Below are 14,694 nucleotides of genomic sequence, written 5' to 3' on the forward strand. Positions count from 1 at the left end.
CCGCGGCCGCGCGTGGCTATTTCATCAGTCCCGCGGCCGTCAGCGCCCGCGTGATGACGCTGCTGACGTCGATACTGTTGCGCTTCGATGCGCGCCGCGGCTTGACCGGGCGAATTAACGTTGTCCGCGGCCACAGCGTGGCGGCAAGATCCGGTGACTGCAGGGATGCCGTGGCGGCCGACGGAATGACCGGTGCCGCAGGCTTTGGCGCCGGCTTCGCGTCGTCCGCCGGGGATAGCTTGCCAGCTTCGTTGGGCTGGCTGACGCGTTCGGTCAGGCCGAAAAAATTCGCGATGTGATAGGACGACGAAATGCCGGCCTCGATCATGAACGCGCCCGCGGTGCCATAGTTTTCGTCACTGCCGTCGGCGAGCCCCAGCGGGGTGCCGTGGGCCATGTCGGTGATGGTGTAGGATTCGACCAGGGTCTCGCCCTCTTCATTCCACCAGACATCGCGCGGATAGCCGTCGACGTTGGCTGTCGACATCGGCGCCGATGGCAGCCCGTGCACGTCGAGCCATTGCTTGACGATCTCGTTGGCATTGGCCGGATTGACCGTTCGGTCGGCGCTGCCGTGCCACACTGACAATTTCGGCCACGGGCCCTTGTGCTTCGAGGCCTTGCGCACGAGGTCGCCGAGTTCACGCGCGGGGCGCGGCGACGACTGCATCATGCCGCTGAGCGCTTCCCGCACATTGCTGGCGATGCCGAACGGCAGGCCGGCGATCACGGCGCCGCCCGCGAACACTTCCGGATAGGTCGCGAGCATCACCGACGCCATGGCGCCGCCGGCGGAGAGTCCGGTCACGTAGATGCGACGCGAATCGATTTTGTGCTCGGCGACCATCCGCGCGATCATCTGCCGGATCGAAGCCGCCTCGCCGCGCCCGCGCGCGATGTCACCCGGATTGAACCAGTTGAAACAGGTGTTGGCGTTATTCGCTGCCTGCTGTTCCGGCATCAGCAACGCAAAGCCATAGCGCTTCGCAAGCGTCGACCATCCGGTTCCGACATCGTAACCGGCGGCCGTCTGGCCGCAGCCATGCAGCACGACGACGAGGGCAGGCGTCCGCGGAAGGTGCTCCGGTACGAACGCGAGCATCTTCAGCGCGCCCGGATTGGTGCCGAATCCGGTCATTTCGACGAGCGGGCTGCGGACAGCCGACGATGCGCTCAGTCCATAGGCTCCCAAGCCATTGAACCCGCTTAGCTTCGAAAAATGTCGCATCAATTCGACGTTCTGGGCGAGGGACAAATTGCAGCTCCTGGGGGCGATCGTTCTAGTAACGTCACTCAGAACAGATAGTTGCTGCACTGCAAAATGAAAAGGCCGTGTGCTGTCGTTCCCCTGAATCATATTTTCGTTGTTGACGTCAATTTGTCACGGTCGCGCGCCGCATCCATGTCAGAAATGCGGCACATGTGATGATCGACAGCCCAAACAACGCGCATGCGGCCAACAATGCCAGCCGTGCCGACTGACTGACTTCAACCGCAAAGTATACCGCTCCGATCGCCGCAACGCCCGCGGCGTTGGCGATCTGCGCGGTCGTGCCGTACATGCCGGAGCCTGCGCCTGCGCTCACCGGTTTCACCGACGAGAGCACGGCGCTCGACAACGGCGCCATCACCAGCCCCTGGCCGTAACCGAAGATCGTCAGCACCAGTGCAAGCGACATCGCCGACGGCGCACCGGCCGATTCGACCAAAGCCACCAGCGCCGCAAGGCCGGCGATCTGCACACAGCAGCCCTCGATCAGCACCAGCGTGCCGCGATGACGGGCGCGCGCGCCGCCATGACGCGACGCGATCACGAAGGTCAGCGCCAGCGGCACGAAGACGAGACCTGCCTGCAGCGGCGGAATATGCAGCGCCCGCTGCATGAAGACAGTCATGACGAGATAGAACGACAGGTTGGCAAAGAAGAAAAAGAATACGGCGGCGAGACCGCGCATGAAGGCGGCGTCCGACAGCAGCGACAGATCGATCAACGGCATGCCGCCACGGCCGGCCACCGCGCGTTCGAGCTTCACGAAGGCACATATGATCGCGGCGCCCGCCGCCATCACCAGCCAGACCCAGGCTGACCAGTGCACGTCATGACCGAACAGCAGCGGGCCGATCAGGCACAACAGTCCGAGAAACAGCACGATCGAGCCTGGAATATCCAGCCGCGTGCCGGCACGGCGCGGCGCCATCGGCATGATCCGCAGGGCTGCTGCGATGATAACAGCGCCGAACGGCACGTTGACGAAAAACACTGCGCGCCAGCCGAGCCCGGCAAGATCCAGCGTCACCAGAATGCCGCCGAGCAGGAAGCCTGCGGCGCCGGCCAGTCCCAGCACGATGCCGTAGATGCCGAAGGCGCGGGCGCGCGAGGCGTCCGCGAACAACAGATGAATGGTGGCCAGCACCTGCGGCACCATCAACGCCGCGGTAGCACCTTGCGCCAGCCGCGCGACGATCAATTCCGGACCCGACTGCACCAGGCCGCACCACAGCGAGGTGACGGTAAAGCCGGCGACACCCGCGACGAATACGTTGCGGGTGCCGTAGATGTCGCCGAGCCGGCCGCCGGTGACCACCAGCGTCGCGTAGGCGATCAGGTAGATGGCGATGACCGCCTCGATCTGCGCCGCGCCGGCGTGCAGCTCGGCCGCAATCGTCGGGATCGCCACGTTGACGATGAAGGCATCGACCCCGAACATGAATTGCGCCGCGACAACAGTCGCAAGCACCCGCCAGCGGCGCGAGGAATCGACCGGAGCTGAAACAATCTGATGCATGGCGAAGAGCCTTGTCCGAAATCTGTTGCATCAACGGTTACAGATTCCGGTCATCCCGGCGATTACCCCGGAGGTAAGAGAAGCCTGCCCGATTGCTGCATCTGAATCGGGGATTCCTGCAACCCATTCGGCGGTCTAGGACGCGACCGGCTCCAGCGATCCGGTGAGCGAGGCGCGTTGCGACAGCTCGATCCAGTTGCCGTCGGGATCGCGCACCATCGAAATTCGCGCGGTGGTGCCGAGCGTCACCGGCGCCCGCGCTTCGCGGCCGCCATGGGCCAGCACATGGGCGTGCTCGCGATCGACCTCGAACACCTGAAAGGTGATGTAGCGCCAGCCTTTGCCCTCGAAGGCGGCATCATCTGGCGCATCGGCTGCGGGTTCTACGATCAGCACCGTGTCGCCTGCCAGGAAGGTCATCACACCATCAACGCCGGCAGGCGCGCCCTCCTTCAGTCCGAGCGCCTGCGTGTAGAAGCGACGATGCGCATCGACGTCGCGAACGCCGAGACGTATCCCGATGCGCTCGATCCCGAACATGCCTTTTGGCACCAGCGCAACACGATTGCCTTCCGGATCCGTCATCGGCGCCGGCGCGGCGATGCCGTCGCGCGCAATCAGCAGTTCGAGGTAGCCCGATGGCGGGTTGTCGGGCAGCGTCTCATAGACCTGATTGATTTTCAGGATCGAGCCGCAGAGGTCGTGGCGATGCTGCTTGTAGCCGCGGCGGATCGGCTGGGTGTGGTCGAACGGCAGGCCGATCTCGTTCTGCCAGAACGCCAACGCCGCCGGCGCGTTGTTGGTGGCAAAGCCGATATCGATGCGGGGTTTCGCCAGTCTCATGATGCCTTTTCCTTACCCGGCGCTGCGAGCCAATTCCGGGCGACGGTATGTCACATCCATAGCGTTTTCCAGCGAAGTGGCGGCCGGCTCGCGCCACGAAAACGCGTCAAATATAGAGTTCGCGCGACAACCATGCGCGGGCCGCGGGCTTCGAGGATTGCCTTGCCCCGCCCCACCCCGTAGTTTGGTCCCGAGCAATTCCAAAGAACAATAAATCCGGAGAGAAATCCCCATGGCGCGCCTCAAATTCGGAGCCTTCCTCGCCCCGCATCATCCGATCGGCGAGCATCCGATGCTGCAATTCCGCCGCGACCTCGATTTCGTCGAGCAGATCGACGCGCTCGGCTTCGACGAATTCTGGTGCGGCGAGCACCATTCCTCGGGCTGGGAAATGATCGCCTCGCCGGAAATGTTCCTCGCCGCCGCCGGCGAACGCACCAAGCGCATCAAGCTCGGTACCGGCGTGATCTCGCTGCCCTATCACCATCCCTTCAACGTCGCCCAGCGCATGGTGCAGCTCGACCACATGACCGGCGGCCGGGCGCTGTTCGGTTCCGGTCCGGGCGCACTGGCGTCGGATGCGCACACGCTCGGCATCGATCCGATGACGCAGCGCGATCGCCAGGACGAAGCGCTCGGCATCATCCGCCGGCTGTTCAGGGGCGAGCGGGTCACCGCCAAGAGCGACTGGTTCACCATGAACGACGCAGCGCTGCAGCTTCTGCCGCTGCAGGAAGACATGCCCTGCGTAGTGGCGTCGCAGATCTCGCCGTCGGGCATGACGCTGGCGGGCAAATACGGCATCGGCATCATCTCGCTCGGCTCGATGTCGACGCAGGGCCTGATGGCGCTGCCGACACAATGGGGCTTTGCCGAGGACGCGGCGAAGAAGGCCGGCACCACCGTGAGCCGCGCCGACTGGCGCGTGCTGCTCTCCTGGCACATTGCCGAAACCCGCGAACAGGCGGAGCGCGAGGCCGGCCCCGGGCTGATGCGCTGGCACAACGAATATACGGTCCGCACACTGCAGCGGCCGGGCGTCGAACCGTTCTCCTCGCCGGAAGACGCCGTCGAGAAGACCGCCGGCGGCCCTAACGCCGCCTCCACCATCGGCACGCCGGACGACCTGGTCAAAACCATCAAGAACCTGATCGACGTGTCCGGCGGCGTCGGCACCATCATCGGCTTCGTGCACGACTGGGCCAATCCGGAAAACACCCGCCGTAGCTGGGACATGGTCGCGCGCTACGTGGTCCCGGAGATCAACGGCTATGTCAGGAAATTGCGGGAGTCGCAGACATTCCTGATCGAGAACCGCGCCGTGTTCGAGCGCGCGGGCCAAGCTGTGATGGCCAAGATCATGGAAAACGAAAAGGCCGCCGCGGCCCTGCCGCTCACCGGCCCCGGTCGGCTGGCGATCCCCTCTGTCAACGCGCCGGACCTGCAGAAGGCAGCGGCGAAGCAGAAGGCATAACTGCCGCGGCGTTCAGGCAAACGGGGACGGCGCGGATATCCTCCGCGCCGTTTTCATGTGGTCCGGCTATTTCTCGCAATGATCCTAGCACGGCTCGCGACTTTGTGACGCGATTGGGCTGGCCGGTGCCGCCCTTACACCCGCGCTTTGCGGCAGAGAAACAAAGAGTTATTTACCCGGCCGGGTTATCACGCGCCGGCGCGGCAATATTCAGCCGCGACAAAGCCGCCGTCCCGGTGGATACTATTCGCGGCCCGAGGGTCAACCGGAGCAATTGCCATGTCGATGCAGTCTGTGGCTTCCCCCGTCTATACGTTCACCCCGCCGCGGCGCAATTCACTGACGCATATTCCGGGTGACGAGGGCTGGCCGCTGATCGGCAAGACGCTGGATGTGCTCGCCGACCCCAAGGGGCAGGTCGAGCGGTCTTCAGCCAAATATGGCCTGGTCTATCGCAGCCATCTGTTCGGCGAGACCAGCCTGGTCCTGCTCGGCCCCGACGCCAACGAGCTGGTGATGTTCGACCAGGCCAAGCAATTCTCCTCGACGCTCGGCTGGGGCCGCATCCTCGGGCTGCTGTTTCCGCGCGGATTGATGCTGCTCGATTTCGAGGAGCATCGTTTGCACCGGCGCGCACTGTCGGTGGCGTTCAAGTCCGGCCCGATGAAATCCTATCTGGCGGAGCTCGACACCGGCATCGCTGCGCGCGTTGCGCAGTGGAAGGCGAAGCCGGGACCGATGCTGTTCTATCCCGCGATGAAGCAGCTCACGCTCGATCTCGCGGCAACGTCCTTTCTCGGCGCCGGCATCGGTCCCGAGGTGGACGAAATCACCAACGCCTTTGTCGACATGGTGGCCGCCTCGGTCGCGGTGATCCGGAAACCGCTGCCCGGCACGCCGATGGCGCGCGGCGTCCGGGGCCGCAAGCGCATCGTCGCCTATTTCTCCGAACAGATCCCGATCCGCCGCGCCAAGGGCGGCGGCGACGATCTGTTCTCGCAGCTTTGCCATGCCACCCACGAAGACGGCGCCCTGCTCACGACGCAGGACATCGTCGATCACATGAGTTTCCTGATGATGGCGGCGCACGACACGCTGACCTCGTCGCTGACGTCGTTTGTCGGTGAACTGGCCGCTCATCCGGAATGGCAGCAAAAGCTGCGCGACGAGGTCTCTAGCCTCGGCATCGCCGCAAGCGCGCCGACGAGCTTCGACAATCTCGAAGCCATGCCGCTCGCCGAGATGGCGTTCAAGGAAGCGCTGCGGCTGAAACCGCCGGTACCTTCGATGCCGCGCCGCGCGATTCGCGATTTCACCTTCAAGGGCTACGCGATCCCCGCCGGCACGATGGTCGGCGTCAACCCGCTGTTCACCCACCACATGCCTGAGTTCTGGCCTGAGCCCGAAAAATTCGATCCGCTTCGCTTCACCGAGGAGGCGCAACGCAACCGCCATCGCTTTGCCTGGGTGCCGTATGGCGGCGGCGCGCATATGTGCCTCGGCCTGCACTTCGCCTATATGCAGGCCAAATGCTTCGCACGGCATTTCCTGCAAAATCTCAGCGTCTCGCTGGAGCCCGGCTACAAACCGGACTGGCAGATGTGGCCAATCCCGAAGCCGCGCGACGGACTGCGGGTGGTGATCAGGCCGGTGTGACGCTGCGCGTAAAGCGCTTTCACTCCACGAACGTCGTGAGTTGCGCACCCTCATCCGCGACGAACACGGCGATCAGCTCCGCCGGCTCGGTGTTGCTGGCATTGGCCGAGACCAGGTGCGTGGCGCCGGGCGGCTCGAAGAACGACTGGCCGACCTTGAACGTTTCGACCGGGCCGCCGGCGAGCTGCGAGCGGATTTCCCCCTTGGTGATGTAGGCGGTGACAGAACCGGCATGCCGGTGCGCGCGGGTAAAGCCGCCCGGGCCGTAGAACACACGCACGATCGTCACGCGTTTGCCAGGCACGTTCGGCAGCGCATGGGAAGAGATCGGCTCGACGGTGTCGAGCGTCGAACCGGCAGGATCGCTGCTGGCACAGAGCGGTTCGACGATCGCCGAGATCGCGTCCATCGTCGACGGCATCGCCTTGCCGATGACAAGAGCGCAGGCGAGACCGGCGATGGCGGCGAGATAGAGTGGGTGGAGGTCGATTGTTGATGCGGGCCGCAATGTTACGAACATTTTTCTTCCAGTTTTAGTCTGTCATTCCGGGGCGATGCAAAGCATCGAACCCGGAATCTCGAGATTCCGGGTCTGGTGCTTACGCACCATCCCGGAATGACAGCATCGGAATTTCTACCCCTACCCCTCGTCGAACGCCTTGCGCAGCGCGACATAGCCCTGCTGCTGCTGGCTCCAGTTGCGGCCACCGGTCATCGCGCCGTCGACGACGAGATCGTGACCGTTGATGAAAGAGGACTCGTCGCTGGCGAGAAACACTGCCGCATGCGCGATATCCTCGGGCAGGCCGGCGCGCGGGATCGGCTGCGCTGCCTTGTAGACTTCGCGCATCACGGCCGGGGTCTTTTCGGCGGCTTCCACCGACAGGCCCAGCGCCTTGCCGAAGATGCCGGTCGCGATCGCGCCGGGTGAGATCGAGTTCACGCGAATATTGGCTTCGCCGAGCTCCATCGCCACGCATTTGGTGAGATGGATGACGGCGGCCTTGGCCGCGCCGTAGACCATCGACGACGAAAAGCCGGCTAGCCGGCCCGCGATGCTGCCATTGTTGATGATGCTGCCGGAGCCCTGCTTTCGCATGTGAGGCGCGGCGTGCTTCATTCCGAGCATCACGCTGCGCACCAATGTTGCCATCGCCGCGTCGAAACGCTCGACCTCGAGGCCCTCGATGCCGCCGGTCTGGGCCGGGCCGCCGGCATTGTTGAACAGGCAGTCGATGCGGCCAAATTTTTCGACCGACAGCGCGATCAGCGCCCGCATCTGCGCTTCCACGGTCACATCGGTCTGGCGAAAGATACAGTTGGCGCCGAGCTTCCTGGCCAGCGCCTCCCCCTCCGGGGCGCGGCGGCCCGCGATCACGATTTTCGCCCCCTCGGCGACGAATATCTCCGCGGTATGCAGTCCGATGCCGCTCGTCGCGCCGGTGATTACCGCGACCTTGCCGTCCAGCCGTCCCATGTCGTTATCCCCGTTTATCGTTGAGGCCAATATTCCCGTCCGCCGGCAACAAGGCAAGCGGCGGTTGCTCCGGCCAGATCGGCCGCCGCCAACCGGCTTGCCGCGCCAGGTCACGGAGAAATCCCGGACTTCCGTCAGGCTCGGCCTTATTTTGGATTCGCTGATCACGTGAAGTGACAACAACGATGACGAAATTGATCGACGAGTTCAGGCGCGGCTGGCAGGGAATTTCCCAGCCCTCGCCGCTTTTCAGCACCGGATTTGCGCTCTTCTGCCTGGCGCTGGCGACCGTGGCGCGGTGGGGACTGGCCCAGATCCGCCCCGATGTCTTCTTCACGCCCTACTTCCCGGCGGTATTCTTCGCAACTGCGGTCGGCGGCTCCAAGATCGGCATCGGAGCCGCCGTCGCGGGCGGCATGCTCGGCGTCATCATCAATTTCAGCGGCGCTTTGGCCGATTCCGCCAGGTTCGCGCTGTTGCTGATCTTCTGGGCGGTCTGCGGCCTCACCATTTGGGGGGTCGAGCACTACCGGACGATCGTGGCCCAGCAACGGGAGATCTCGAAACGCCTGACCGAGGAGGAGGAATACCGCAAACTCCTCGTCGACGAGTTGCAGCACCGGCTGAAAAACAAGACATCGACGATCCACGCCGTGTTGCACCAGGTGCTGCAGGACCAGCCGCAGATCTGGGACAGCATCGATCACCGCATCCGCGCGCTGTCGGCGACCGACGACCTAATCGCCCGGGTCGACGTCAGCGGCTGCGATATCAAAGACTTGCTGCGGTCGGAGCTCGGACCCTACGGCCATGTCCGGTTCAATCTGAACGGCGATCGGCTATTTCTTCCGGCCAAGCTGGCGGTCAGTCTGGCGCTGATCTTTCACGAATTGGCCACCAACGCCGGAAAATACGGCGCGTTTTCCTCCCCGCGCGGGCTACTGCAGGTGTCATGGTCGGTGTCGGACGATCGCCTCAACGTGACCTGGGACGAGACCGAGGGGCCTTCGATCGAACATGTCGGGGCGGCCGGCTTTGGCACCAGGCTGTTGCAATCGGCACTGCGCGCGTTCGACGGCAAAACCGAGATCAGTTTCCTGAAGACCGGCGTCCACTGCACGATGCAGTGCCACATCCCGGCGAACTGAGCACAGCCGCGGTCCCGGCCCGAACCGCTACAACGAACACGCGAACCGCCCTCCCACCGCAAGGCCAAGGTGAGCGGCGTTGAGATTCTGTTAATGACGATCGACGCGACTTGTTTTGAACGCGTCGACCTGCGCCAGCGTCATGGCTTTTCCCCGTTCCACTTAACGAAACCTATATGGGGCTTCGCCATTCTCCGCCGCCATGCACAGTCCCCATAAACATGACTTTCAGGCGGCCACGATCCCGGCCGGAACTGAAAGCACCATCGATTCCGAATTGAATACCCTGCGAGATGTCTTCAGGCTGCTTCCGGCCGGCGTGACGGTCCAGGACGAGCAGGGTGAATTTCTGCTGGCGAACGATGCCGCCACCGCCTTGCTGCAGATGACGGCCACCGCATCGGCGCCTTCGCAAGGCGGCGACCGTCGCGAGACCTGTCTTGAATTGCTCCGTTCCGGCCGCGCGGCGGTTCTGGAGGAGACCGTTACCAGCGGCCAGACCAAACAGGTGTTTCTGACGTCGCACCGGCCGGTGCGGATCGCCGACCGCAACTTCCTGCTGTCGAGTTCCACCGACATCACCGAGCAGAAGGCGCTCGAGGACCAGCTATTCCGCTCGGCCCATTATGACGAACTGACCGGCCTGCCGACCCGCCGCGTGATCGAACATCGCGTCAACAGCCTGCTGGAGCGCGACAACGATCCGGGTCATTTCGCGCTGGCCTTTCTCGACGTCGACAATTTCAAGCACATCAACGACTACTATGGTCACACGATCGGCGACGCGCTGCTGGTGGAGTTGGCCAAGCGGCTTGGGCTCGATCTTCGCGAATCCGACATCCTGTCGCGGATCAGCGGCGACGAATTCATGCTGCTGTTGAACCCGATCCAGGACGAGAGCGAGGTCGCGGAGTTCATCGCCTTCATCCTGCAGCGGATGAAGGCGCCGTTCTTCATCGAGGAGTCCGAAATCTTCGCCTCGACCTCGATCGGCGTCAGCCTCTATCCCGAACATGGGCGCAGCTACGACGTGCTGCGCCAGAACGCCGATATCGCGATGTACCGCGTCAAGAACGGCGGCCGGGGAGACGCGGTGTTCTTCGATTCCAGCATGGAACGGGAGGCGCTGGCGCGGATGAAGGTCGAGCAGTCGCTGCGCCTGGCCATCCTGGAAAAGCGCTTCTGCTGCGCCTTCCAGCCCAAGGTCGATATCAGGACCAGGGAGGTCAAGGGTATCGAGGCGCTGGTGCGGCTGAGGGACGATGAGGGCGTGATTCAGGCGCCCGGCACCTTCATCAACCTGGCCGTCGAGCTCGGCCTGATCGACGAACTGACCCATCTGGTGCTGGCGGAAATCGTCAAGTCGATCGACCTGATCAACGAGGCCTTCGGACCCGATACCACGATCAGCATCAACGTCGCGGCCAAACAGGCCGGCAACCCCGAATTCATGCGGCCGTTCGCGCAGGCGATCGAGGCCACCGGGTTTCCGAAGCGCTTCATGGTCGAGGTGACCGAAGATGCCTTCGTCACCAAGACACATTTCCAGGACGAGATCCTGCCGATCTTCCGCAAGCTCGGCGTTGGCATCTCGATCGACGATTTCGGCATCGGCTATTCGTCGCTGTCGGCGCTGGCCGACATTACCGCCGACGAGATCAAGATCGACCGCTCCTTCATCACCGACATCCATAAACGCCCGCGCAGCCAGGGCATCCTGCGGGCGATCGAGTCCTTGAGCGAAGCGCTCGGCATGACCGTGATTGCCGAAGGCATCGAAACCTTCGAGGAGCTGGCCTATCTGCAGGCCGCGACCAAGATCCGCTATGCGCAGGGCTATTATTTCTCCAGGCCGATTTTCCTGGAAGACCTCACGCCGGCCACCCCGCTCGCCAGCGAAGCGCGCGCCAGCCTAAGTAGCCGCCCGGCCCAGGAAAACCGCCCCGCTTATTCGCGCAGCGGCGGCTATCGGCGTTGATGCAGTTGATGGCGTAGCGCGGGCAAAGGCGCGCTTCGCGCCGTGCCCACCATCTATCGAACGCGTCGGGTCATATGGTGGGCACGGCAGGCCCGCCCCCTTTTGAGCAAGCCGGCAGCGGAATCGCAGCCGCGTCCGGTTAAGCCTTGGGTAACCGGTTTTCCTAACCGCTTATGACATCAGCGCATTGTATGCACGCTCCCGGGAGCAGGGGGCATGCGCGATCTCTTTCATTACATGCGGGGCATCAGCGCCCGCGCCGGGGCGGTCGGTCGGCATCTGGCCGCGACGATCCGGGGGCCGGTGCTGTGGCTAACGTTTTGCGGCGGGCTTCTGGTCGCGGCGATCTTCGTCGGCACGATCATGATGACGGCCGAATTCCGCGAGCGCGCGCTGGTCAACAGCGAGCGCGAGCTGGAGAACACCGTCCAGTTGCTCGCCCGCCACTTCGACCAGCAATTCGAGGACTCCGACGCGATCGCGGCCGACACCATCCTGCGGCTGCGCGTTTCCGATATCGACTCGCCCGTAACGTTCAAATTCCGGGTCTCGAGTCTCGAAGCGCATGAGATCCTGAGGTCCAAGGGCGGCGCGCTGTCGTATCTGGGCGACATTTCGATTTTCGATTCCGACGGCGCGATCATCAACTGGTCGAGGCCGTCGCCCCTGCCTGCGCTCAATATTTCCGGCCGCGCCTACTTCCAGACGTTCAAATCCGACCCGCAGGCGCCGGCGATCCTGACTGAGGCAATTCCGAGCCTGATCAGCGGCACCCTGAACACCGTCATTGCGCATCGGCTGACCGGAGCGAACGGGGTCTTTCTCGGCGTCATGACGCGGCGTATCAACCTCGCCAACTACGAGAAATTCTTTGCAACCATCGCGCTCGGGAGCGGCGCCACGATTTCCATGTTTCACAACGATGGAACGTTGCTGACCCGCTACCCGCGCGTTGAATCGATGATCGGGCAGAACTTCAGGAACGCGCCGTTGCTGGAGCGCGTCCTGACCAGCGGCGCTTCACAGACACTGCGCATGCAAAGCCCGATCGACAGCGCGGACCGGCTCGGCTCTGCGGCGCGACTGGAACATTTCCCGGGTGTCGTGATCGTAACCAACACGGTCTCCGCCGCATTGGCGGACTGGCGCGAACAAACCAGATTCCTGGTCGCCGCCGCCGCGCTGTCGGCGATGGTGGTCGCACTGATTCTGTTCCTGATCATCCGGCAGATCACCCGGCAGAGCCGTGAAGCGCAGCAACGGCTGGAGGCGGAGCGACGCCAGCTTGATACCGCGCTGAACAACATGATCCAGGGTCTGGTGATGTACGACCCTGCCGGGCGCGTCGTCACCTTCAACCGGCGCTACATCGACATGTACGGCCTGTCGACCGAGATCGTGAAGCCGGGCGCCCATTTGCGCGACCTGATGCAGCATCGCAAGGACACCGGGTCCTTCTCCGGAGACGTTGACGAATTCTGCTCCAGGGTGATGCGGAACATCGCAAACGGCACCGTCGATCAGACCAGCATGCAATGCACCGACGGGCGTTCGTTCATGGCGATCAGCAAGCCGCTGGCGCATGGCGGCTGGGTCGCCACGATGGAAGACATCACCGAACGCTGCAACCTCGAACAGGAACGCGACCGCAACCAGACCTTCCTGCGCGAGATCATCGATCACATTCCTTCGCAGATCACGGTGAAGGATGTGCATGATCGCCGTTATCTGCTGGTCAACCGCGTGGCCGAGGCTCAATTCGGCATTTCGCGCGACTTCATCCTCGGCAAGACCGCCTTCGACGTGTTTCCGAAGGCCGGCGCCGACAGGATCCTGGCCGACGAAGAGAAGGCGCTGCAATCCCCCCACGGCGGCCTGTTCATGGACGAGCATGTCTGGCAAAGTCAGGCAAAGGGCAAGACCTACATCACCTCCAAGCGACTCGTGATACGCGATACCGCGGGCGCGCCGAGCTACATCGTCACCGTCGTCGACGACGTCACCGAACGCCGGAACGCCAACGAAAAGATCGCACATCTCGCCCATTATGATGCGCTCACCGACCTGCCGAACCGGGTACTGTTCCGCGAACAGATCGAGCGTGAACTTCAGAACGCCATTCGGGGCGAACAGTTCGCGCTGCTCTATATCGATATCGACGAATTCAAGGGCATCAACGACTCGCTGGGACACCATGTCGGCGACGAATTGTTGAAAGCTGTCGCCGCCCGCATCCGGGGCTGCATCAAGCCGACCGACCTCATCGCACGGCTCGGCGGCGACGAATTTGCCGTGATCAAGACCGCGGTCGGCGACCGCGCCAACGTGGTCGAATTCGTGACGCGGATTCACGACGCGATCCGCCAGCCCTATCAATGCCTCGGCCATCATCTGTCGACCGACGCCAGCATCGGCATCGCGCTCGCGCCGCAGGACGGCACTGAACTCGACCAGTTGATCAAGAGCGCCGATCTGGCAATGTACGCCGCCAAGGCCGAAGGGCGCCGCACCCATCGCTTCTTCGAGCCGGCGATGGACGCCCGCGCGAAGGCCCGGCTTACCATGGAGCAGGATCTACGTCAGGCGATGATCGATGGCGGCTTCGAGATCCACTATCAGCCGCTGGTCGATCTCGGCAGCAACGCGGTGAGCGGCTGCGAGGCGCTGCTGCGCTGGCGGCATCCCGAACGCGGCATGGTGTCGCCGGCCGAATTCATCCCACTCGCCGAGGACACCGGCCTGATCAACGAGCTCGGCGATTGGGTGATGCAGACCGCCTGCGCCGAGGCGGCCGCCTGGCCATCCGCGATCCGGCTCGCTGTCAACGTCTCGCCGGTGCAGTTGAAGTCCCTCACTTTGGCCTTGCGGATCGCCCGCGCGCTCGCCGTCTCCGGCCTGTCGCCGGACCGGCTGGAAATCGAAATCACCGAAGCCGTGCTAATTCATGACGACGAAACCGCGCTCGCGATCTTGCATCAGCTTCGCGCCATCGGCGTGCGCATCGCACTCGACGATTTCGGCACCGGGTTCTCGTCCTTGAGTTACCTGAAGCGGTTCCCGTTCGACAAGATCAAGATCGACCGCTGCTTCGTCAGCGATATCGAGGTCGACGGCTCGGCGGCGATCGTGCAGGCGGTGGTGAACATCGCCGCGGCACGCAACATGACCACCACGGCCGAAGGCGTCGAAACCGAAGCCCAGCGCGAGGTGTTGCGCAAACTCGGCTGTACCCAGATGCAGGGCTATCTGTTCAGCCGGCCGAAGCCGGCCAGCGAGATACGCCCGCTGCTCGGCGCTTCCGGCGAACAGGCGCGCGTTTCGGCCTGACGCAC

At 63.6% G+C, this 14,694-nt stretch carries 10 protein-coding genes; 5 read left to right on the plus strand and 5 right to left on the minus strand.

Annotation, left to right across the window (positions count from 1 at the left end; all coding sequences use genetic code 11):
- Positions 1 to 16: 16 nt before the first annotated feature.
- From FFI89_RS33945 to FFI89_RS33955, 3 genes are all read right to left on the minus strand, one after another.
- Complete coding sequence (locus FFI89_RS33945) at positions 17 to 1,255, minus strand: PHB depolymerase family esterase (RefSeq protein ID WP_168213132.1); 1,239 nt, start codon at positions 1,253 to 1,255, stop codon at positions 17 to 19.
- A 118-nt stretch (positions 1,256 to 1,373) separates the two neighbouring features.
- Positions 1,374 to 2,786 carry an MFS transporter gene (locus tag FFI89_RS33950; protein ID WP_138831792.1) on the minus strand — a complete coding sequence of 471 codons (1,413 nt, stop codon included), beginning with the start codon at positions 2,784 to 2,786 and terminating at the stop codon, positions 1,374 to 1,376.
- Between the two features lie 135 nt (positions 2,787 to 2,921).
- Positions 2,922 to 3,629 (minus strand): VOC family protein, encoded by a 708-nt coding sequence (locus FFI89_RS33955; protein ID WP_138831793.1) that lies wholly within the window; start codon positions 3,627 to 3,629, stop codon positions 2,922 to 2,924.
- Between the two features lie 232 nt (positions 3,630 to 3,861).
- On the opposite strand from FFI89_RS33955, the gene FFI89_RS33960 reads away from it, so the two are divergent.
- A complete protein-coding gene (locus FFI89_RS33960) occupies positions 3,862 to 5,103 on the plus strand; it encodes an LLM class flavin-dependent oxidoreductase (protein WP_138831794.1) in 1,242 nt (413 codons plus the stop codon).
- Between the two features lie 279 nt (positions 5,104 to 5,382).
- Positions 5,383 to 6,759, plus strand: coding sequence for a cytochrome P450 (locus FFI89_RS33965; RefSeq protein ID WP_138831795.1), 1,377 nt, complete (start codon positions 5,383 to 5,385; stop codon positions 6,757 to 6,759).
- A gap of 19 nt (positions 6,760 to 6,778) precedes the next feature.
- On the opposite strand, the gene FFI89_RS33970 is transcribed toward FFI89_RS33965, so the two are convergent.
- Complete coding sequence (locus FFI89_RS33970; protein ID WP_138831796.1) at positions 6,779 to 7,279, minus strand: cupin domain-containing protein; 501 nt, start codon at positions 7,277 to 7,279, stop codon at positions 6,779 to 6,781.
- 120 nt (positions 7,280 to 7,399) lie between these two features.
- Complete coding sequence (locus FFI89_RS33975) at positions 7,400 to 8,236, minus strand: SDR family NAD(P)-dependent oxidoreductase (RefSeq protein ID WP_138831797.1); 837 nt, start codon at positions 8,234 to 8,236, stop codon at positions 7,400 to 7,402.
- A gap of 185 nt (positions 8,237 to 8,421) precedes the next feature.
- On the opposite strand from FFI89_RS33975, the gene FFI89_RS33980 reads away from it, so the two are divergent.
- The 3 genes from FFI89_RS33980 to FFI89_RS33990 all read left to right on the plus strand — a co-directional run bounded on the left by FFI89_RS33980 (position 8,422) and on the right by FFI89_RS33990 (position 14,689).
- Positions 8,422 to 9,384, plus strand: a complete 963-nt coding sequence (locus FFI89_RS33980) for a sensor histidine kinase (RefSeq protein WP_138831798.1) — start codon at positions 8,422 to 8,424, stop codon at positions 9,382 to 9,384.
- A gap of 202 nt (positions 9,385 to 9,586) precedes the next feature.
- Positions 9,587 to 11,362 (plus strand): bifunctional diguanylate cyclase/phosphodiesterase, encoded by a 1,776-nt coding sequence (locus FFI89_RS33985; RefSeq protein ID WP_138831799.1) that lies wholly within the window; start codon positions 9,587 to 9,589, stop codon positions 11,360 to 11,362.
- Between the two features lie 237 nt (positions 11,363 to 11,599).
- Complete coding sequence (locus FFI89_RS33990) at positions 11,600 to 14,689, plus strand: EAL domain-containing protein (RefSeq protein ID WP_138835957.1); 3,090 nt, start codon at positions 11,600 to 11,602, stop codon at positions 14,687 to 14,689.
- Positions 14,690 to 14,694 lie beyond the last annotated feature (5 nt).

The sequence above is a fragment of the Bradyrhizobium sp. KBS0727 genome, from assembly GCF_005937885.2.
In the GTDB taxonomy this organism is placed as follows: domain Bacteria; phylum Pseudomonadota; class Alphaproteobacteria; order Rhizobiales; family Xanthobacteraceae; genus Bradyrhizobium.

Excerpts from the sequence above, each read along its gene's own strand:
- FFI89_RS33950 (WP_138831792.1), bottom strand. The coding sequence starts at position 2,786 with ATGCATCAGATTGTTTCAGCTCCGGTCGATTCCTCGCGCCGCTGGCGG.
- FFI89_RS33975 (WP_138831797.1), bottom strand. The coding sequence starts at position 8,236 with ATGGGACGGCTGGACGGCAAGGTCGCGGTAATCACCGGCGCGACGAGC.
- FFI89_RS33960 (WP_138831794.1), top strand. The coding sequence starts at position 3,862 with ATGGCGCGCCTCAAATTCGGAGCCTTCCTCGCCCCGCATCATCCGATC.
- FFI89_RS33990 (WP_138835957.1), top strand. The coding sequence starts at position 11,600 with ATGCGGGGCATCAGCGCCCGCGCCGGGGCGGTCGGTCGGCATCTGGCC.
- FFI89_RS33985 (WP_138831799.1), top strand. The coding sequence starts at position 9,587 with ATGCACAGTCCCCATAAACATGACTTTCAGGCGGCCACGATCCCGGCC.
- FFI89_RS33980 (WP_138831798.1), top strand. The coding sequence starts at position 8,422 with ATGACGAAATTGATCGACGAGTTCAGGCGCGGCTGGCAGGGAATTTCC.
- FFI89_RS33965 (WP_138831795.1), top strand. The coding sequence starts at position 5,383 with ATGTCGATGCAGTCTGTGGCTTCCCCCGTCTATACGTTCACCCCGCCG.
- FFI89_RS33970 (WP_138831796.1), bottom strand. The coding sequence starts at position 7,279 with ATGTTCGTAACATTGCGGCCCGCATCAACAATCGACCTCCACCCACTC.
- FFI89_RS33955 (WP_138831793.1), bottom strand. The coding sequence starts at position 3,629 with ATGAGACTGGCGAAACCCCGCATCGATATCGGCTTTGCCACCAACAAC.